The organism is Pseudomonas sp. NBRC 111119 (assembly GCF_001320125.1).
Classification (GTDB): domain Bacteria; phylum Pseudomonadota; class Gammaproteobacteria; order Pseudomonadales; family Pseudomonadaceae; genus Aquipseudomonas; species Aquipseudomonas parafulva.
The window spans coordinates 71,117-91,150 of record NZ_BCAV01000020.1 but is presented as its reverse complement, the minus strand read 5'-3'; the positions used below and the strand labels follow the sequence as shown (position 1 = coordinate 91,150).

The 20,034-nt window shown below is 63.7% G+C and carries 17 protein-coding genes and 1 other RNA gene; 7 read left to right on the top strand and 11 right to left on the bottom strand.

Going from position 1 to position 20,034, the window contains the following annotated elements; translation table 11 throughout:
* Positions 1 to 30 precede the first annotated feature (30 nt).
* Positions 31 to 1,632 (top strand): argininosuccinate lyase, encoded by a 1,602-nt coding sequence (locus APH25_RS08810; RefSeq protein ID WP_060481645.1) that lies wholly within the window; start codon positions 31 to 33, stop codon positions 1,630 to 1,632.
* A 152-nt stretch (positions 1,633 to 1,784) separates the two neighbouring features.
* Here APH25_RS08810 and APH25_RS08805 read toward each other — a convergent pair whose 3' ends face one another.
* The 9 genes from APH25_RS08805 to APH25_RS08765 all read right to left on the bottom strand — a co-directional run bounded on the left by APH25_RS08805 (position 1,785) and on the right by APH25_RS08765 (position 8,166).
* Positions 1,785 to 2,066 carry a DUF3077 domain-containing protein gene (locus tag APH25_RS08805; protein WP_060481644.1) on the bottom strand — a complete coding sequence of 94 codons (282 nt, stop codon included), beginning with the start codon at positions 2,064 to 2,066 and terminating at the stop codon, positions 1,785 to 1,787.
* Between the two features lie 54 nt (positions 2,067 to 2,120).
* A complete protein-coding gene (locus APH25_RS08800) occupies positions 2,121 to 2,363 on the bottom strand; it encodes a hypothetical protein (RefSeq protein WP_060481643.1) in 243 nt (80 codons plus the stop codon).
* Positions 2,364 to 2,715: 352 nt separating this feature from the next.
* Positions 2,716 to 3,107: a transfer-messenger RNA gene (gene ssrA, locus APH25_RS08795) on the bottom strand.
* Between the two features lie 98 nt (positions 3,108 to 3,205).
* A complete protein-coding gene (locus APH25_RS08790) occupies positions 3,206 to 3,493 on the bottom strand; it encodes a hypothetical protein (RefSeq protein WP_060481642.1) in 288 nt (95 codons plus the stop codon).
* 144 nt (positions 3,494 to 3,637) lie between these two features.
* Entirely contained in the window at positions 3,638 to 4,006 is a 369-nt protein-coding gene (locus APH25_RS08785) for an antibiotic biosynthesis monooxygenase (protein WP_060481641.1), read from the bottom strand.
* A gap of 39 nt (positions 4,007 to 4,045) precedes the next feature.
* Entirely contained in the window at positions 4,046 to 4,747 is a 702-nt protein-coding gene (locus APH25_RS08780; RefSeq protein ID WP_060481640.1) for a glutamine amidotransferase, read from the bottom strand.
* A 36-nt stretch (positions 4,748 to 4,783) separates the two neighbouring features.
* Positions 4,784 to 5,836 (bottom strand): iron-sulfur cluster-binding domain-containing protein, encoded by a 1,053-nt coding sequence (locus tag APH25_RS08775; protein ID WP_060481639.1) that lies wholly within the window; start codon positions 5,834 to 5,836, stop codon positions 4,784 to 4,786.
* Positions 5,833 to 6,795 (bottom strand): diiron oxygenase, encoded by a 963-nt coding sequence (locus APH25_RS08770; RefSeq protein ID WP_060481638.1) that lies wholly within the window; start codon positions 6,793 to 6,795, stop codon positions 5,833 to 5,835. Before APH25_RS08770 ends, APH25_RS08775 begins: the two co-directional genes overlap by 4 nt.
* Before the next feature lie 156 nt (positions 6,796 to 6,951).
* On the bottom strand, positions 6,952 to 8,166 hold the full coding sequence (locus APH25_RS08765; RefSeq protein WP_060481637.1) for an MFS transporter: 1,215 nt from the start codon (positions 8,164 to 8,166) through the stop codon (positions 6,952 to 6,954).
* A gap of 259 nt (positions 8,167 to 8,425) precedes the next feature.
* Here APH25_RS08765 and APH25_RS08760 point away from each other — a divergent pair, with 259 nt between their 5' ends.
* The gene (locus APH25_RS08760; RefSeq protein ID WP_060481636.1) at positions 8,426 to 9,724 is read left to right on the top strand and encodes a serine hydroxymethyltransferase; all 1,299 of its coding nucleotides are present in this window, start codon (positions 8,426 to 8,428) and stop codon (positions 9,722 to 9,724) included.
* A gap of 9 nt (positions 9,725 to 9,733) precedes the next feature.
* Here the strand turns inward: APH25_RS08760 and APH25_RS08755 are convergent, their stop codons facing one another.
* Complete coding sequence (locus APH25_RS08755) at positions 9,734 to 11,230, bottom strand: PLP-dependent aminotransferase family protein (RefSeq protein WP_060481635.1); 1,497 nt, start codon at positions 11,228 to 11,230, stop codon at positions 9,734 to 9,736.
* Between the two features lie 117 nt (positions 11,231 to 11,347).
* Here APH25_RS08755 and serC point away from each other — a divergent pair, with 117 nt between their 5' ends.
* The 5 genes from serC to glyA all read left to right on the top strand — a co-directional run bounded on the left by serC (position 11,348) and on the right by glyA (position 17,141).
* The gene (gene serC, locus APH25_RS08750) at positions 11,348 to 12,430 is read left to right on the top strand and encodes a 3-phosphoserine/phosphohydroxythreonine transaminase (protein ID WP_060481634.1); all 1,083 of its coding nucleotides are present in this window, start codon (positions 11,348 to 11,350) and stop codon (positions 12,428 to 12,430) included.
* Positions 12,431 to 12,550: 120 nt separating this feature from the next.
* Entirely contained in the window at positions 12,551 to 13,804 is a 1,254-nt protein-coding gene (locus APH25_RS08745; RefSeq protein ID WP_028632650.1) for a benzoate/H(+) symporter BenE family transporter, read from the top strand.
* Positions 13,804 to 14,646, top strand: coding sequence for a YggS family pyridoxal phosphate-dependent enzyme (locus APH25_RS08740; protein WP_060481633.1), 843 nt, complete (start codon positions 13,804 to 13,806; stop codon positions 14,644 to 14,646). Before APH25_RS08745 ends, APH25_RS08740 begins: the two co-directional genes overlap by 1 nt.
* Before the next feature lie 24 nt (positions 14,647 to 14,670).
* Complete coding sequence (locus APH25_RS08735) at positions 14,671 to 15,852, top strand: aspartate aminotransferase family protein (RefSeq protein ID WP_028632648.1); 1,182 nt, start codon at positions 14,671 to 14,673, stop codon at positions 15,850 to 15,852.
* A 23-nt stretch (positions 15,853 to 15,875) separates the two neighbouring features.
* Positions 15,876 to 17,141, top strand: coding sequence for a serine hydroxymethyltransferase (gene glyA / locus APH25_RS08730; RefSeq protein WP_060481632.1), 1,266 nt, complete (start codon positions 15,876 to 15,878; stop codon positions 17,139 to 17,141).
* A gap of 57 nt (positions 17,142 to 17,198) precedes the next feature.
* Here the strand turns inward: glyA and APH25_RS08725 are convergent, their stop codons facing one another.
* Positions 17,199 to 20,003 (bottom strand): FAD-binding and (Fe-S)-binding domain-containing protein, encoded by a 2,805-nt coding sequence (locus tag APH25_RS08725; RefSeq protein WP_060481631.1) that lies wholly within the window; start codon positions 20,001 to 20,003, stop codon positions 17,199 to 17,201.
* Positions 20,004 to 20,034: the final 31 nt, after the last annotated feature.

Sequence of the window (20,034 nt, the reverse complement as noted above, 5' to 3'; positions counted from 1 at the left end):
GTGCCTGACCATTACTCAGCGGACTGCACCATGACAACAACAAGATCCCTGCTTTGCCTGGCAATCACGTGTGCCTGGTTCACCAGCCTGGGTACGTACGCCGCCAACACGGCAGACACGCCGTGCAAGACCACTGCCGAATGCGCCGAGCAGGCGCGCAAGATCGGGGCTTTTGTAGAAAAGGCTCCCCCGAAGGGGCGCAAGGGCGAAAGCCAGTTCGATTACCTCAACCGCATCAACAAGGCCTCGTTGGTGATGCTCAAGGAGGCCGGCATCGTCACCGCCGAGCAAGCCGCCTCCATAGCCGGTGGCGTGCGTTATGCCATCGAGCAAGGCGAGCAGCCCGATGGCAAGCGCCCTAGCGACGTCCTGCAACTGGAGCAGATCCTCACCGACAAGGTGGGCCCTGAGGCTTCGCTGATTCATTCCGGCCGCAGCCGCCAGGACATGTATGCCACCTACCGCCTGGCCTCACTGCGCACCCACATGCTTGCCTACGGCGATGCCCTGAACGCCACGCGCCAGCGTTTGCTCAAGCTCGCTGCTGAGCACATCGATACCCTGGTGCCGGCTTATACCAATGGCGTGCAAGCCATGCCGATCAGCTACGCCCACTACCTGCTGGCCTACGAGGCGTCGTTCGAACGCGATGCGCAGCGCCTGCATGAGTTGTACGCACGGCTGAACCTGAGCCCCTTGGGCACCGCGGTGCTGGCCAACTCTGGTTACCCGATCAACCGTGAGCGCCTGGCAGCGCTGCTGGGCTTTGACGGTGTACGGGAGAACTCGCTGGACGCCAGCCAGGTGTCCACCTATGACATCCCGCTGGAAGCTTCTGGTCTGGTGTCATCCTCGGCGATTCGTATCGGCGCGTTCATTGGCGATATCCACACCCAGTATCACCAGACCCGGCCGTGGATCTTGCTGGATGAGGCCTCGACCTATACCAGCAGTGCCATGCCGCAAAAGCGCAACCCCGGCCTCCTGATGCGCACCCGGGAGGCGGCGTCCGATGTGGTCGGGCTGGCCAATGCCACCACCGTGCGCGCGCACAACGTCACCACCGGCATGACCGATTACAAGGCCGCGTTTGACGACCTGGGTCTGTTCACCTCCAGCGGCGAAATGTTCAAGCGCCTGGACCAGGTGCTGGATGCGCTGAAAATCAATGCAGCCCGGGCTGAAGAGGAGCTGGATGCTGACTGGACCACCTCGATGGAGTTGGCCGACACCCTGGAGCGCAAGCAACATGTGCCTTTCCGCATCGGCCACAGCTTTGCGTCTCTGATCGTCGAGAAGGCCCGTGCCGACGGCACGCTGCCCAAGAACTTTGCCTACGCGGACGCGCAGGCGCTGTATACCCAGGCGGCGGACAAACACCAGTGGAAGGACAACACACTGCCCCTGAGCGAAGCGGATTTCCGCGCCAGCCTGTCGCCCCGCGCGATGGTGCAAAGCCGTAAAGGCACCGGCGGCCCGCAGCCGGAGGAAGTGCGGCGTATGCTGGCTGAGGCCAGGCAGCGCTTGCAGGATGACCAGGGGTGGATGCAGCAGCGGCGGCAGAAGCTGGCGGATGCCGGGCAGGTGCTTGATAAGGCGTTCGATGGGTTGATGGGTAGGAGCGACCGATAGCACCGTCGGCGATTGGTCATAGATCGCCGGGGGCGCTCCGCACCCCATCGCGAGCTGCGCTAGCTCCTACGGTGGCAGCCCTGCAACCGCCCCCGTAGGAGCGACCGCAGGTCGCGATGGGCTGCAACGCAGCCCCAACTATCAGCGCTTGATCACGGATTACCGGGAGCGCGCTGCATCATGCCCAATTCAGCATCATCCAGCAGCGCCTTGCCCAGCGCGCAGAGATAATGCGCTGCCCAGATCAGCTTGGGTTTGTCCTCCATCAGCCCATCGATGGTCAGGTCACGGGCGTAGCCCATCAGTTCGGAGGCCTGTTCACGTGCGCTCTGGCAGGGAATGCCGGGCTCTATGCGGAACAGGGCGTGGGTGTGGTTTTCACCCTGATAAAAGACCGTCTTACCCACCGTGCAGTGGGCGTTTTGGTTGTTCATTAGGTCGTTCCCTTGGATTGTTGAAACCTGTGCTGGCTCGTATTCATCCATGGGTCAGTGCATCAGCTGCAGGTTCGATGGCCTCTGTATCTGAGCCAGCGTTGCTTCAAGCAATTTGCGTAGCGTTTCAAGCTCGTGCATCGCCGCCATCACCAGCAACGTTGCCGGTGAACGCGGCTGCATCATCAGGGCTTGTTGGGCTACGGCCTCTGCACAGAGGGCATGGTCGGCGGCCAGCATGACGGCCTCTTCCAGGGAGTGGGGGAACTGAGGTGGATCAGGTACGATTTTGAGCATGATGTGGTCCTCGATGGAGCGACCAGCACTTGCTGTCAAACAAGTGGTGGCAGCTGTGTGTAGGTTGACAGACCGGTGAAGACCAAACCGGCGCACACGAGGTGCCCCACACACAGCCGCCATAGGCAAAACCGCATGTTTGGTCGTCATCGGCCTGTCAAAGCCGGTCGTTGATATGCAACGACCCACCGAGACTAAAACCCCGAAAAACCGACCGCAATGGAAAACAGGCCCACGGAGTATCTTTGGGAAACGGCCTACACGAAAGGGCCAAAGTCTGATTTTTCTGCTTCGGCAAGCCCAATTGCCAGGCACAAAAAAAGACGCCCGAGGGCGTCTTCTTTTTGGAATTTGGTGGAGCCGGGGGGATTTGAACCCCCGTCCGCCAGTACTCCGCTGTCGGTACTACATGCTTAGCCGTGTCTATTGAGTTAATCCGCAGCCGCCCGACGGGCAGGGTGCTTTGGACGAGTTGGGTAAGTTTTAGTCGCTTTGCCCCCAACGTGCTACACGACGATCCTGTTCTGTATGACAATCACTTCGGGTTTACAGGCATCCCCTGGTGATTGCTGGAGCCGAAGCTACCAGGAGAGCGGGCTCAGCTGCTTACGCAGCGAGAGCGTAGCCCTCGTATTGGTCGTCATTGGCAACTATAGAAAGTTGCAACAGTGGATTTACGAGTTCTGTTACCAACTCGGCATGCACCTAGAGTTTCGCTACCGGCGTCGAATCCTAATCGGCCCCACACTAGCTCTAGCTAACGTACCTTACGGCACGTGGAATCGAGTATACGGCATTGCGCGGGCGCCGTCGACCACCAGACCGGTCACCCGCACGCTGCATCAGGCGCCGCCGCTGCTCGAGCCGCTGCCTTTGTCGGTTTTTTCGAGACGGTTAACTACTTTACTGGTGATCTCGATGCACTTCGCGGTGTCGCCACTCGCCTGGGCCTGCTTGGCCTCGTCAACGTGCTCCGTCACAGATTTATCCAGGCCTTCGGAGGTATTACCGGCGGTAGCCTGCATGTCATTGATTTTTTGCAGGTTGATGGTACACAGGTCATCTGCGAAGACTGGCGAGGCCAGCAGGGTAGCGGCCGCGAACAGGGCCGAAAGCGCGGTACCTTTCATGGGAGTCTCCTCTGTGGCCTCTGGTAGGTGGGCCTGTAAAGGTGGACTGTGGCCATTCGCCAACAGTTCAATCCTGTTGGCGGGGTGCTCGAGTGACCAAAGGAAGCGACCGTCCCACCTGCACGCTCCTTACCCACCAGCCATTCAAGCCACCGGGCAGGCCGAGGCACGTTCGCCGTCGACGACGACGTTGTAGGGTGCCTGCTCGCGATCGCGCAGGCCGTAGTCGCGGATCACCGAGGTGACGCGCACGCGGTAGTCGTCGAAGATCTTGTCGCGGCCGGCGCGTTGGGCCGACAGGTGGGCGGTGACGTTGCGCCATTGCACCACGGCGTCTTCATCGCGCCAGGTGGTCACCGACATCACCTTCTTGGGGTTCAATGTGCTCTGGAAGCACTCCACCGAAATAAAGCCCTCCATCGGCTGCAGCAACGGGGTGAGCTTGTTGACCAGGTCTACGTAGGTTTCACCCTGGCCTGGCAATGCCTGCAATTCGAACAGTACGACGATCATCTTCAGCGCCTCATCCTTGACGGTTTTTTGTAATGGGTCTCAGCGGGTAGGCAGGTTGCTCAGCCACGCCTGCATCACGCGGCCTGCAGCAAGGCTCAGGCGGCCTTCCAGGCCCTTGGCGGCCGCGCGCAGGGCAACCGGGTCGATGCCGGCCTGGCCCAGCTCACTGGCGTGCCCCACCAGCCACTGGTCGATGCGGGCGGTATCGGCCTCCAGGTGGAACTGCAGGCCCAGAATGGTATGGCCCACGGCAAACGCCTGGTGTGCGCCAACCGGGGTGCTGGCCAGCAACTGCGCGCCTTCAGGCACGTCGAACTGGTCGCCATGCCAGTGCAGCACGGGGGTGCCCTGCAGGGCGGCGAGGGGAGAATCCTGGCCGGCTGCGGTCAGGGTCAACGGCGAGAAACCGATTTCCTTGACGCCCATGGGGTACACCTTGGCGTGCATGGCGCGGGCGATCAACTGCGCACCCAGGCAGATGCCGAGCATGGGCTTGCCGCACTCGATGCGCTGGCGTACCAGTCTCAGCTCGTCATGCAGAAAGGGGTAGAGCTGTTCGTCGTAGGCCCCGATAGGGCCGCCGAGCACGATCAGCAGGTCGGCTTTCACCACCTGCTCGCCGTCGAGGGTATCGACGGTTGGGTCCAGATAGGTGAGGGCGTAGCCTGCGTCGGCCAGCACCGTATCCAGGGTGCCAACGTCTTCGAAATGGATGTGGCGTAGTGCAATTGCAGTCTTCATGGAAAATCCTGTGGTTGAGGGAGCGGCGGTTGCAGTCTAGGCCGAGGCGTTGAGGTCGACCTTGAGGGTGCCGGACGTGGGGAAGGTGCAGCAGGCCAGCGCCCAGCCTTCATCCTTGTCCTTGTCGGTCAGGCAGAAATCGGGCTCCAGGGTGTATTCCCCTTCCGACACCTTCAGCCGGCAATGGCCGCAGATGCCCGCCCGGCAGACACTGCGCACCTCGATGCCGCTGGTCTCCAGCATCTCCAGCAGGCTTTTGCCGGCCGGCGGCTCCAGCACCTGGCCGTTGTGCTTCAGGTGAAGGCGCAGGGTGTCGCTGGCCTCGCTACCCGGTGTAGCCGCCACGGGTGCTGCCGGTGCGCTGAACGATTCGATCAGCAGCCGGCTGGCAGGCAGCTCGGCTTGCAGGTGCTCACGCATGCCCAGGGCAAAGCCATGGCTGCCACAAATCACCACGCTGTCTGGGTTACCCAGCCGCTTCAGGTCGTTAACTTGTGGGCGGCCTGCGCTGAAGTGGCCTTTGCCAGTGATGGCTTCGCGGGTGACGAACACCTGCAGGGCGAACCATGGTTGGGTCAGCTCCAGTGCCAGCAGCTCGTGCAGGAAAGGCAGCTCGGCGGTGGACGGCACGCACAGCAGCAGGCTGACCTGCGGTACGGGTAGACCTTCTTGTGCCCGTTGCGCAAACCCGCGCAGCAGGGCAAGCGGCAGGGTGATACCGATACCGCCGGCAAGCATGCCGACCTGCCGGCACCCGACCAGGGATGCCACGGTGATGTCCCCCTCCACGCACTGCAGCGAAATGCTTGACCCAGCCTGCAGCGTTGCATGCAGATGGTCCGAAACCCCACCATGCCCTTCGCGCCTTACCGCAATTTCGAACCGGTCGTCCGCCGACTTGCGGGTAATCGAGTACAGGCGCTGCTGGGGCGTGCCAGCCATGTCTGCAGCTTGCAGGGCCACGTGCCTGCCCGGCTCCAGGCGTGCAAGGAAGTCGCGGGGGGCATCGAGTACGCGCAGGCTGAACACCTTCACCTGGGCTGTTTCGCTGTGCACCTGCTCGCACAGCGCCTTGAAGGTCGGGTTCATGCGCTGGCCCTTTCGTTCAACTGCTCCACTGCCAGCTCTGCACTGCCCAGGCCGTTGCCGGCCAGGCCGATGCGATCGACCAGCGCCTGCAGCGAATCGGTGTACACACTGATTTCGTTGTTGTCGCCCACGTCATGCAGAATCTCGTTGGCATGCGGGAAATCGAGCATGGCGAACACCTTGGACCAGGCGCCCATTTCGTTGTTGGCGAACATCTGCACCGTGCGCAGGATGACCGAGCGCAGGTACTGGCGTTCTGTGCGGCTCAGGCCGTGGACGATGTCGGACGCGACAAAACTGAACACGCTCGAATGGCTCCACTCGTCCATGGCGTGGGTGCGGGTGACTTCGTGGCAGACCGCCTGGATGCTGGCGTCTTCTGCCATGGTCTTGAGGTAATCGGTAATCAGCGTTTCGCTGGCACAAGCGATGCCGAAGCGGGTCAGGCGGCGTTCCCACTCGGCCGTGCAATTGGCCAGCAGGGCTTCGCGCCAGGTCACCAGGTTGAAGGCGCTGAACTCCAGCGGCGCCAGTTTGCGCATGTCATAAATGTAATTGCAGGCCATGATGGACATGCGCGTGTGCAATGCTTCGTCGAGCATGGCCTGGGACATGACATCTTGCAGCAAGGTGCGGTTATTACTGTGTGGCGGGGTTTTGATAATGTCTTCGCAGGCGGGCACCACCACATTGCATTCGATATAAATGGTTTTGAGGTTGTAGATGCCCCACGCATAGGACAGGCATTTGGATTTCAATGCTTCTGGCGCTTCACGCCACGCCTGGTGCTGCCGGAATGGCAGCAACGACAGGCTGAAGTCGTTCTTTGTGGGGTCGAATGCCAGGCCCCAGTAGTCCGGCTGCGGCTGGTTCACAGCTGCGCGGGTTTTCCAGAGCGTGGCCAGTTTGGACAGCATATTGCCCACGGCGTCGTCGGTGGTGTAACTCTTAACTTCCATGTTTAAGCTCCAGGCGTTTCGGTTGTGTGTGTTATTGTGGAACGTGCCCGTACAACACATTTACGGACACGCGAATGCAGCGTGCAATAACGCGCTATATGTAGGGCGGCGCCCTTCAAGTGTGCGTTATAAACAGCGTGCGCTTGTTGATATGAATCATTTATAAGTGAGTTGTAGTGCTCTTGTTTTTCTGTTGTTAGCCAGGGCCCGCTCCTGCAATAACGTCACTGCAACAGTCAGGCCCATGAAGGCTGCGCTGCCCCAGAAAATCCCTGTGGGGTGGCCCTGGTCCAGCAGCCATCCAAACCCGACCGGCCCGAGGGTGCCGCCGATATTGAAACCGGTCGAAACGATGCCGAAGGTTTTACCTTCGGCTCCTTTCGGGGCGGCTGCGCGTACCAGCATGTCACGCGAGGGGGCTATCACCCCGGTCAGGAACCCCGTCACCCCCAGCACCACCAGCAGTGCCGGCTCGTTCAGGCGCGCGGTGGCGACCAGCAGCATCAGCAGGGTCGCCAGGGCAAATGCACTGGCAGCCACCACGCCGTGGCGTTGGGTTCGGTCGGCCAGCGTGCCCCCGGCCAGCACGCCGAAGGCGCTGGCGAAGAGGAAAGCGGTGAGTGCCGAGTTGGCCCAGTTCAGGGCGACGCCTTGGCCTTGCATCAAGGCGGCGACAGAAAACTTTTCGATCGCGCCGGTGCTCAGGTTCAGTAATACGAATAAGAAGGTGAGGCTCACCACCATCGGTGACAGCAGTGCCAGGCGGCCTACCGTAGGCTGGCCTGCAGGCGTGGCCGATTGCACGGGGGTGGCCTGCGGCAGCGCCGAGCCTTGCACCCACAGCACCGCCAAGGTTGCAAACCCCACCAGTGCTGCTGCCGCGAACGCCATGGCCGGGGTGCTGGCCACGGCAACGCTCAACAAGAACACCGGGGCCACGGCAGCGCCCAGGAAACCTGCGAAGGTGTGCACCGAAAACGCTTTGCCGATATGGGCCGGGTCGATATGACGCGACAGCAAGGCATAGTCGGCGGGGTGGTAGATGGCGTTGGCGACACCGGTCAGGCTCATGCCAAGCAACAGGCAGATGTAGCTGGGCGCCACTGCGATCAGCAGCAGGCTGCTGCTGCCCAGCGCCAGCGCGACCCGCAACAGGCGCATGGCACCGAAGCGGTCCACGGCAAACCCCATGGGGGCCTGTACCAGTGCCGTCACGATGTTGAACAGGCTCAAGGCCAGGCCCAGTGCCACATAGTCCACCTGGAAGAACGCCGGCAGCAGCGGGAACAGCGCTGCCAGCACCATGATGTGCAGGTGGCTGACGAAGTGAGCAGCGGCGACTTGAGGTAATAACCCGATACGAAGCGTCATGGCGAAACCTGTGTGGTAAGCAGGGCAAAACCGGCGCAGAGCTTAAAGAGGCAACGGTCTTGCGCGGTAGTCCATTACTGCGACCCAAACCAGACCACTTAAGCTGGCCGCATGGCGCCCGCGCCAGCCCCTGGCTAGACGTGTGGCAGCCGTACCCTGGGCGGTGGTCTGCAACACCGGCCCGAACTGGTAGGGGCGCAGGCACCCTAAGCCGCTAGGGTAGGGCGGCGAGTTTTGGGCGTTTACACAAGGAGTGAGCATGCCGCGTTTCGCTTATCGGGAGGGCTTGGCACTGCCCGGCGTCAATGGTGCTGCGCTGCCCCAGGTGGACGGTGAAGTCTGGCAGGCCATTGATGCCGAGCGTCAGCGCCAGTTGCATTCCATCGAGCTGATCGCCGCCGAGAACGTGGTCAGCCGCGCGGTGCTGGAGGCCCAGGGTTCGGCGCTCACCAACAAGTATGCCGAGGGTTACCCTGGGCGGCGCTACTACGCCAGTTGCGGCAATGCCGACGCCATTGAAACCCTGGCCATCGAGCGGGCCAGACTGTTGTTCGATTGCGCCCACGCCAACCTGCAACCCCATTCAGGCAGCCAGGCCAACCAGGCTGTATTCCTGGCATTGCTGGCGCCGGAAGACAAGATACTGGGCCTGGACCTGAAGGCCGGCGGCCATTTGTCCCACGGCGCCGCATTCAATGTTTCCGGGCGCTGGTTCAATGCCATCAGCTACGGGGTAAGCCCGGTCACCCACAGGGTCGACATGGACGAAGTGGAGCAAATCGCCCAGGAGCATTGCCCGCGCCTGATCATCGCGGGCGCCGCGGCGTATTCACGGGCGCTGGACTTTGCGCGGTTTCGCGCCATTGCCGACGACGTGGGGGCGTACCTGATGGCCGACATCGCCCACGTGGCTGGGCTGGTTGCCGGTGGCGCCTACCCGTCGCCTGTGCCCCATGCCCATGTCACCACCCTGAGCACCCACGCCACCTTGCGCGGGCCCCGTGGCGGCATGATTCTGTGCAGCGATCAGGCCCTGGCGCGCAAGATCGATGCGGCGGTGTTCCCGGGTTTGCAGGGGGCTGCCCAGATGCACACGGTGGCGGCCAAGGCGGTGGCGCTGGGCGAGGCGTTGCAGCCGGGCTTCGGCCCCTATGCCCATGCCGTGGTGGCCAATGCCCAGGCCCTGTGCGGGCGCCTGGCCGAGGGCGGGCTTTTGGTGGTGTCGGGGGGCACGGACACCCACCTGGGGGTGGTCGACCTGCGGCCGTGGGGCCTGGCGGGCAACGTGGCCGAGGCTGCGCTGGAGGCCATCGGCATTACCGTGAACCGCAACGTGGTGCCCGGCGATGCCGGCACGCCCAGGGTTACCTCCGGCATTCGCCTGGGCAGCGCTGCGTGCACGTCACGCGGCATGGGCGTTGACGAGTTTCGCGAAATCGGCGACATGATCCTGGCCATGTTGGGCGGCGTGCGCAGTGGCTCACTGGACATCCGCACCGAACACGCCATTCGTGAAGGTATCGGCGACCTGACCCGGCGCTTCAGGTTGCCCTACTGAGCCCGCCAGTCAGATTTTCAGGGCGTTGGCCAGGCGCAACATGGCGGCTTCGATCTCGTAGGCGGTCAGTGAGGAATAGCCCAGCAGCCAGCCCTGCTGCTTCGGCTCGCTCACGTACAGGCCGCTGAGGCCGGACAGCTGAACACCGGCAGTGGCGGCCTGGCGGATGGTCTTCTCCTCGGACCAACCGGCCTTGAGCAGGCAGGGGATCTGCAGCCCGCCTGGCGGCAGCTCGGCGGTGACCACTGCACTGAGGTACTTGCCGATGGCGTCGAACATGATCGACCGACGCCCGGCATACAGCTTGCGCATGGCCCGCACGTGAGCGTTGTAATGGCCGTCCTCCATGAAGCGCGCCAAGGTCAGCTGCAGTGTCTGCGGGGTGTGGCCGTCCATCATGCTGCGTGCGTAGGCAAAGGGTTTGACCAGCTCGTTGGGCAGCACCATGTAGCCCATGCGCAGGCCGGGGTAGAGGGTCTTGCTGAAGGTGCCGATGTAAAGCGTGCGCTGGTACTTGTCCAGGCCCTGCACGCAGGCTGTGGGTTGCCCGTCGTAGTGGAACTCGCTGTCGTAGTCATCTTCGATGATCCACTTGCCTTTCTGCGCCGCCCAGTTGATCAGCTCAAGGCGCCGCTCCAGCGGCAACGTCGCGCCGGTGGGGTACTGGTGTGACGGTGTGACGTACACGCAACTGGCACCGCTGCGGTCGTCGTGCAGCAGGTCGGTGCGGATACCCCGTTCGTCCACGTCGATGGGCAGCACCTTGGTTTCGGCAATCTGGAACGCCTTGCGTGCGCCATAGTAGCCGGGGTTTTCCAGCAGAATCGGCTTGCCAGCGTCCACCAGCAACTGTGCGCACAGGTACAACGCCTGGCGGGTGCTGCTGAGCACCAGCACCTGGTCGGGCGAGCACTTGGCGCCGCGCTCAAGGTTCAGGTAGGTGGCAATCGCCTTGCGTAGGGGCTCGGCCCCTTGAGGGTCGCCGTGCAGCAGCACGCTGGCGCGGTAGTCCTTGACCACCTGGCGTTGCAAGCGCTCCCACACGTCGGTGGGGAAGCTGCGGGTTTCTGGCAGGCCGGTGGCAAAGGCCTTGATCACTTGCTGGTCACGCACGCCACCGGTGTCGAGGATCATCCGCCCGCGCTGGCTGAGGCCTGCGCCGTGGTCGGTGACGCTGCGTCGAACCTCCTGCGCCTTCAGGCGGCGAGGGTTGGCGCCGCGCAGTTCCATGCCCAAGGTGTCGCAGACGTAGCTGCCAGCGCCTTCACGGCGTACCACGAAGCCGTCCCGGTGCAGCTGTACGTAGGCGTTTTCGACGGTGTCGCGGGCACAGCCCAGGGATTTGGACAGCACCCGGGTAGACGGCAGCTTCAAGCCTGGGCTGAGGGCCCCGTCCAGAATCAGCGCACGCAAGGCCCGCTGGATGCGTTGATGCAGGTCCAGCAGCTGAAGCTCGGCATCGTTCAGCCGCATCTTCAACGTTTCCAGCTCGAAGGTCTTTGCCATGTGGTCTGCTCTATATCCTTGAACTGGCCGGTAGTGGCAGGCCAGTCTACCCGTAGACTCTGGCCCTCGCCACTCCAGGCCCGGCCTGGTCACCGCTTGCACAGGAGCCCCTTCGACATGGCACGATCACACAACTTCAGTGCAGGGCCCACGGCCGTGCCGCTGGAAGTGCTCACCCAGGCGCACGACGAGTTTTTCGACTTTGCCGGCACCGGCATGTCGGTGATGGAAATCAGCCACCGCTCGCCGCTGTTCACTGCCGTGGCAGAAGAGGCCGAGCAGGACCTGCGCGAACTGCTCGAGGTGCCGGCCGCCTACCGCGTGCTGTTCCTGCAGGGCGGCGCCTCGCTGCAATTTGCGCAGGTGCCGATGAACCTGGCAGGTGAAAGGGGCACGGCAGACTACGTGCACACCGGCCTGTGGTCGGGCAAGGCCATCGAGGCGGCGCGGCGCTACTGCGACGTGCGCGTGGTTGCCAGTGCCAAGGCCAGCGGCTTCGACCACATTCCGCAACTTGCACACTGGCAGCTCAATGCCAACGCCGCCTACCTGCACTACACCGAAAACGAGACCGTCCATGGCGTGCAGTTCAGCGACACGCCGGCGAGCGCCGCGCCGCTGGTGTGCGATGCCTGTTCCAGCCTGCTGTCCAAGCCCATCGACATCGCCAGGCACGGGCTGGTGTATGCCGCCGCCCAGAAGAACATGGGGGTGGCCGGGCTGACAGTGGTGATCGTTGACCCGGCGCTGCTGCAGCGTGCCCATGCGTTTACCCCGGACATTCTCAACTATGCGCGTATCAGCGATGCGCGCTCGATGCTCAATACCCCGGCCACCTACCCGTGGTACCTCACCGGCCTGACCCTCAAGTGGATCAAGCGCAGCGGGGGCTTGCACGCCTTGCATCAGCGCAACCAGACCAAGGCGAGCCTGCTGTACAGCGTGATCGATGCCAGTGAAGGGTTCTACCGCAACCCGGTGCAGGCGCCGTATCGCTCCATCAACAACGTGCCGTTCCACCTGGCCGACCCGGTGCTGGAGGCGGCCTTTCTGCGCCAGGCCGAGGAGGCCGGCCTGCATGGCCTCAAAGGCCACGCCAGCGTGGGTGGCCTGCGCGCCAGCCTGTACAACGCCGTGTCGGTGGACGCGGTGGCTGCCTTGTGCGCGTTCATGCAGGCGTTTGCGCGCCGTCAGGGTTGATGCACGTGAAAAGTGGTCTGGTCTGCCGCTTTGAAGTGTAGGGGTAAAGCCTGCCAATCAATGGCTATAAATAACTGCCCAGCGTGGCCGGATACATCGTCTAGCAAGGAGCCAAGACCTATGTCATCTACTCAACCTCTCTCGTCCCTGCGCCTGCGGGACCTGCTGCACCCCGTCGTCGCCGGGCTCATCTCGGTGATCGTCAATTATGGGGGCACCTTCATCCTGGTCTTCCAGGCCGCCAAGGTGGCCGGGCTAAGCCCCGAGCTGACGGCATCGTGGGTGTGGTCGGTGTCGATCGGGGTGGGGGTAACCGGCCTGTTCCTCAGCTGGGTGAGCCGTGAGCCGATCATCACCGCCTGGTCGACCCCCGCAGCAGCCTTTCTGATCGTTGCCCTGGCAACCACGCCTTATGCGCAGGCGGTGGGGGCGTACATGATTTCGGCAGCCGCGTTCGTGGTGCTGGGCGTATCGGGTTACTTCGAAAAGGCCGTGCGGTTGATCCCCCCGGGGGTAGCGGCTGGCTTGCTGGGTGGCATCCTGCTGCAGTTCGGTATCGGTGCGTTTGCCAGCATGAGCGTCGACCCGGTACTGGTCGGTGTGCTGATCGGCGCCTACATCGTGTTCAAACGCTTCAGTGCGCGCTATGCGGTGGTCGGCATCCTGGTGTTGGGGCTTGTGTTCCTGGTGATGCAGGCGCGGGTGGATTTTTCTGGCCTGGCACTGGAGTTTGCGACGCCGGTGTTCACCCGGCCCGAGTTTTCGCTCAATGCGCTGTTGAGCGTGGCGTTGCCGCTGTTCCTGATCACCCTCACCGGGCAGTACATGCCGGGCATGCTGGTGTTGCGCAATGATGGGTTCAATACCAGTGCCAACCCAATCCTTGGCGTGACGGGGCTGGGCTCGCTGCTGATGGCGCCGTTCGGCTCACACGCGTTCAATATCGCTGCCATCACGGCGGCCATCTGCACGGGCAAGGAAGCCTCCGAAGACCCGTCCAAGCGTTGGATCGCAGGGGTAGCCGCCGGCATCTTCTACATTCTGGTGGGTATTTTCGGTGTCACGCTGGCAGCGGTGTTCATGGCGTTCCCGGCCACTTTCATCACCACCCTGGCGGGGCTGGCACTGCTGGGCACCATCGGGGGGAGCCTGGCCAATGCCATGGCCGATGTGAAAGCCCGCGAAGCGTCCCTGATCACCTTTCTGGCCTGCGCGGCCAACATCACCCTGCTCGGGATTGGCGGCGCCTTCTGGGGCCTGGTGATCGGCCTGGTGGCCTACGCCGTGCTCAACGGCAAGCTGCCACGGCGGGGCAAAACCCCTGTCGCCCAGCCAGAGCACGTTGCAGTCCCCAGCAAAGGAGCAACCCATTGATGACCCCGTACGCCGAAGACCTCACGACCCTGCATGAGCGCCACGGCCGTTACCCACAGGCCAACAGCGTGGAAGACTTCCGCCGCAACCTGGCAGCGGTGCAGCAACGCATTGCCCACGCGTGCCAACGGGTTGGCCGCGACCCGGCCAGCGTGCGCTTGTTGCCGGTCAGCAAGACCTTCGATGAAGCCCACCTGCGCCTGGCATACGCCGCTGGCTGCCGGCTGCTGGGCGAAAACAAGGTGCAGGAGGCGCAGCGCAAGTGGGAAGCCATGGCCGACCTGCAAGACCTGCAATGGTCGGTGATTGGCCATCTGCAGACCAACAAGGCCAAGCAGGTGGCGCGTTTTGCCAGCGAGTTCCAGGCTCTGGACAGCCTGCGCGTGGCCGAGGCGCTGGACCGTCGCCTGCGTATCGAAGGCCGGGAAATGGACGTGTTCGTGCAGGTGAACACCTCGGGTGAGGCCAGCAAGTACGGCCTGGTACCGGGCGACGTGGCAGCGTTTTTACAGGCGCTGCCCGCCTTCCCCACCTTGCGGGTGCGCGGCCTGATGACCCTGGCGCTGTTTTCTGCCGACGTTACCCGCGTGCGGCCCTGCTTCGTGCGCCTGCGGGAGTTGCGCGACCGGCTGCTGCCAGGCGCCCCGGCAGGTGTGTCGCTGCAGGAGCTGTCGATGGGCATGTCAGGGGACTTCGAAGTCGCCATCGAGGAGGGCGCGACGGTGGTTAGGGTTGGCCAGGCGATCTTCGGCGCGCGCGCCATGCCCGATGCGTATTACTGGCCGACCGCCGATGCACGCCCGCTTGTAGATGACACGGTAGCGGCCACCGCCAGCCATTGATCCCCCTGTTAAGGAAAACCCGCAATGTCCGCTGCACTTGCTTACCTCATGAATACCTCTGCCCGGCAGCCGGTTGCCTTCAGCCGTGGCCAGGGCGCCTTGTTGTGGGACTCGGAGGGCGTGGAATACCTGGATGCCATCGCCGGTGTGGCGGTGACCAGCCTGGGGCATGCCAACCCGGAAATCGCGGCGGCCATCGCCGAGCAGGCCGGCGTGCTGCTGCACACCACCAACATGTTCCGCATTCCGTGGCAGGAACAGCTGGGCGAGCGGTTGTGCCGGCTCTCGGGCATGCAGCGGGCCTTCTTCTGCAACTCTGGCGCGGAAGCCAACGAAGCGGCGCTGAAGCTGGCGCGCCTGCACGGCAACGCCCGCCAGGTGGCGCAACCCCAGGTGCTGGTGATGGAAAACAGTTTTCACGGGCGTACCCTGGCCACACTGGCCGCCACCGGTAACCCGGCTGTGCAGCGTGGCTTCGAGCCCTTGATGCCGGGCTTCATCCGTGTGCCTTACGACGACATCGACGCCGTGCGCCAGGTAGCGGCGCAATCGCCCAATGTGGTGGCGGTACTGGTCGAGCCGGTGCAGGGTGAAGGGGGCGTGCACGCGGCCTCCTTGGGCTACCTGCAGGCCCTGCGCCAGGTGTGTGACGAGCACGACTGGCTGATGATGATCGATGAAGTGCAGACCGGCCTGGGCCGCACCGGCACCTGGTTTGGCTTCCAGCACGCGGGTATCGAGCCAGACGTCATCACCCTGGCCAAGGCCTTGGGCAACGGCTTCCCCATTGGCGCCTGCCTGGCACGTGGCAAGGCGGCGGAGTTGTTCTCGCCGGGCCACCACGCCTCCACCTTCGGGGGCAACCCGCTGGCATGCCGGGTGGGCTGCACCGTGCTCGACATCATGCAGCGCGACCACCTGCCGCAACGTGCCGCCGCTTCGGGCCGGCGCCTGCTGGCCGCGTTGAAGCTGGCCCTGGGCAGCCACCCCCAGGTGGTGTCCATTCGTGGGTTGGGCCTGATGGTCGGGATCGAACTCGACCACCCCTGTGCCGACCTGGTCAACAAAGCCCGTGACGAGCAACGCATGCTGATCACCGTGACGCGGGGCAACACCGTGCGCCTGTTGCCGCCCCTGATCTGCGACGACGCACAGATCGACGATATCGCCGCGCGCATGGCGCGCTTGTTGTCCCCTCAAGCCTGAATACCCGTAAAGGACCTACGCACATGTACGACGCTTCGCTTACCCTCAACGCTTTCGATCCCGAACTGAACAAAGCCATTCACAATGAAGTGCATCGCCAGGAAGACCATATCGAGCTGATCGCCTCGGAAAACTACGCCAGCCCCCTGGTGATGCAGATCCAGAGCACGGTGCTGACCAACAAGTACGCCGAAGGCTACCCCGGCAAGCGCTACTACAGCGGTTGCGAATACGTCGATGTGGCCGAGCAACTGGCCATCGACCGGGTCAAGGCCCTGTTCAAGTGTGATTACGCCAACGTGCAACCCCACGCTGGCGCCCAGGCCAATGCGGCGGTGTTCCTGGCGTTGATCAGCCCGGGTGACACGGTGATGGGCATGAACCTGGCCCAGGGCGGCCACCTTACCCACGGCAACCCGGCCAACTTTTCCGGCCGCCACTACAACATCGTGCCCTACGGCCTGGACCCTGAAACCGGGCTGCTGGACTACGACGAGATGGAGCGCATCGCACTGCGCACCCGCCCCAAGATGCTGATCGGCGGTTTCTCGGCCTATTCGCGTTACAAGGACTGGGCGCGCATGCGCACCATCGCTGACAAGGTCGGGGCGATTTTCTGGGTGGACATGGCCCACGTTGCCGGCCTGGTGGCTGCCGGTGAATACCCGGACCCGCTGCCCCATGCCCACGTGGTCACCAGCACCACCCACAAGACCCTGCGCGGGCCACGGGGTGGCTTGATCCTGTCCAAAGGCCAGGATGAAGCCTTCTACAAAAAGCTCGACTCTGCGGTGTTCCCGGGCGTCCAGGGCGGCCCCCTGATGCACCAGATCGCCGCCAAGGCGGTGGCATTCAAAGAGGCACTGTCGCCTGAGTTCAGCACCTACCAGGCCAAGGTGGTGACCAATGCGCGCGCCATGGCCAAGGTGCTGCAGGCGCGGGGGTACAAGATTGTGTCGGGCGGCACCGACAACCACATGATGCTGATCGACCTGTCTGCCAAGCCCTACACCGGCAAGGAAGCCGATGCGGCCCTGAGCAGTGCCTATATCACTGCCAACAAGAACTCGGTACCCAACGACCCGCGCTCGCCGTTCGTGACCTCCGGCTTGCGTATCGGCACCCCAGCGGTGACTACCCGTGGTTTCGATGTCGAGGCTTGTGAGCAGGTGGCTGGCTGGTTGTGCGATGTGCTGGATGCCTTGGAGAGCGGCCGCAGTGAAGAGGTGGGCCACCATGTGCGTGAACAGGTGGTTGCCTTGTGCCGTCGTCACCCGGTGTATGGCTGAACCGGCTGCCGTCGAGGGGCCGCCAGGCGGCCCCACAATCCCTGCTCTGCACAGGCCCTACCGCGCCTGAGTCACCCGGTCCACCAGATAAACCAGGCTGTGGTAATCGATGCCGCTGTGGGTCGATAGCCCGATCTCGCAAGTGCGGCTGGTGGAAATGCCTTCACCGCAATACTGCACGGCGTCCTTGAGGCTGCGCAGGGAGTGGGCATTGAGTTCAGGTGTGGTGAAGCCCTTGTCGCCGGCAAAACCACAGCAATGAATGCCTTCTGGTATCACCACCTGTTTGCTGCAAAGCCGGGCCAGGTCGATCAGTGCCTGGCTCTCGCCCAAGTGCTGGGTACTGCAGGTGACATGCACGGCCACAGGGGCGTCCTGGGGGGTGAACGCCAGGCGGTCTACCAGGTGCGTGCGGATGAAGCGCACCGGGTCGTACAGGTCCAGGCGCGATTCACCCAGGTCCTGCACCAGGCGCAAGGTGCAGGGGCTGGTGTCGCAGTAGATCGGGTCCAGGCCGCCACGGCTGGCGTGCAGCAGGGCGTTGATCAATTCCTGGCGCTTGTGTTCGGCCTGTTCCGGGTAGCCTTTGGACGCGAATGGCTGGCCGCAGCACAGGCTGTCGGCATTGTCGGGGAACACCACCTGGTAGCCGGCCTTTTCCAGCAGGGCGCGGGTCTTGTCCAGCAGCGGGGTTTGCTCCTGGTCGGCGAAGGCCGGGCCCATCACCCGTGAAACACACGCGGCCAGGTACACCACCCGCGGGCGGGCGTCGTTGCTGGCCGGGCCCAGGCTGAACGCGCGCAAGGGCTGCGGCATGGCCGGGGTCCATTGCGGCAAACGGCCCTGGCTGGCTTTGCTCAGCGAGGCGCTCAGGCGGCGCAGCCGGGGGGCGCCCAGCAGCTTGCGCGCAGTGTTGGCAGCCAGCAGGGTAAGGCGGGCGCCGCTCAGGGCGGTGTGAAAATGCTCGGCCAGCCAGTCGGCGGCCTTGCGGTGGTCTGCGGCCTGGCTGCGCAGCTTCTTCACCAGCTCACCAGTGTTGATGCCCACCGGGCAGCGCTGGGCGCACAGGCCGGTGGCCGCGCAAGTGTCGATGCCCTGGTACTGGAAGGTTTCGCGCAACTGGCGGGTATCCAGCCCTGCGCGTTGCCTGGCCTGGATGTCCCGCCACATCACGATGCGCTGGCGCGGGCTGAGGGTCAGGCCTTTGGAGGGGCACACCGGCTCGCAGAAACCACACTCGATGCACTTGTCGACGATCGCGTCGGCGGCAGGTAGCGGCTTGAGGTTTTTCAGGTGGATGCTTGGGTCTTCACTCAGCACCACGTCGGGGTTGAGGATGCCGTTTGGGTCCAGCAGGCGCTTGAGCTGCCACATCAGCAGGTAGGCGTCCTGGCCCCACTCCAGCTCGACGAAGGGCGCCATGTTGCGGCCAGTGCCGTGCTCGGCCTTGAGCGAGCCGCCAAACTCCACCGCCACCAGTTGCGCCACGTCTTCCATGAACGCCTGGTAGCGGGCTACTTCTTCGGCACTGTTGAAGCCCTGGGTGAAGACGAAGTGCAGGTTGCCTTCCAGGGCATGGCCAAAAATGATCGCTTCGTCGTAACGGTGCTTGTCGAACAGCTGGATCAGCCGGTTAACGCCTTCTGCGAGCTGCTCGACGGGGAACGTCACGTCTTCGATGATCACGGTGGTGCCGGTCTGGCGCACGGCGCCGACGGCGGGGAAGGTGTCCTTGCGGATTTTCCACAGCTGGTTGTACACCGCCGGGTCTTCACTGAAGTTCACCTGCTGCTCCAGGGGGAACTCGGCGATCGAAGCCATCACCTGCTGCAGTTGTTCATGCAGCAGGCTCTGGCTGGCGGCACGGGACTCGATCAGCAGGGCGCAGGCGTTGGCTGACAGGCCCTTTACCCACAGCGGCATGCCAGGCATGCCCTGCACCGAGCGCAGGCTGCGGCGGTCGAGCAACTCCACGGCCGATACTGGCTGGCGCTTGAGAATAGGCACAGCGCGGCAGCAGCTCTCGACACTGGGGAACACCAGCAGGGCGCTGGCTTTGTGCGGGTGGTCGGGCACGGTGTTGTAGGTGACCGCACTGATGAAGCCCAGGGTGCCTTCAGACCCCACCAGCAGGTGCTGCAGGATGTCCAGCGGCTGGTCGTAATCCACCAGTGCATTGAGTGACAGGCCGGTGGTGTTCTTCAGCCGGTATTTGTAGCGGATGCGCTCGGCCAGCGCTGTGTTGGCGCGGGTTTCCCGGCCCAGGCGGGCGAGTGCCTCCAGCAGCGGTGCGTGGCTTTGCTCGAAGGCGGCGATGCTGGCGGGGTCTTCGCTGTCCAGGCGCGTGCCGTCGGCCAGCACCAGGCGCAGGCCGGCCAGGGTGTGGTAGGTGTTCTGAGCCGTGCCGCAGCACATGCCACTGGCATTGTTGGCGACGATGCCGCCGATCTTGCAGGCATTGATCGAAGCCGGGTCGGGGCCGATCTTGCGGCCGAACGGCGCCAGCCAGGCATTGGCCTGGGCACCGATTACACCGGGCTGCAGGCGGATCTGCTCACCGTGGCCACGGATTTCGCGGCCATTCCAGTTGTCGCCCAGCACGATCAGCACCGAGTCGCTGATGGCCTGGCCCGACAGGCTGGTGCCGGCGGCGCGGAAGGTGACCGGCACGCGGTCGCGCTGGGCCAACCGCATAAGGCCCACCACTTCGTCCTCGGACTCCACCCGTACCACCAGTTTGGGGATCAGGCGGTAGAAGCTGGCATCGGTGCCGAAGGCCAGGGTGGCGGTGGGGTCGTCGAAACGGCGCTCGGCCGGTATCAGGCGCTCGGCATCTCGCAGAAACGCAGCGGGCAAGCTCATGCAGTCTCCTCGCGGGGCCGCGGCATCTGGT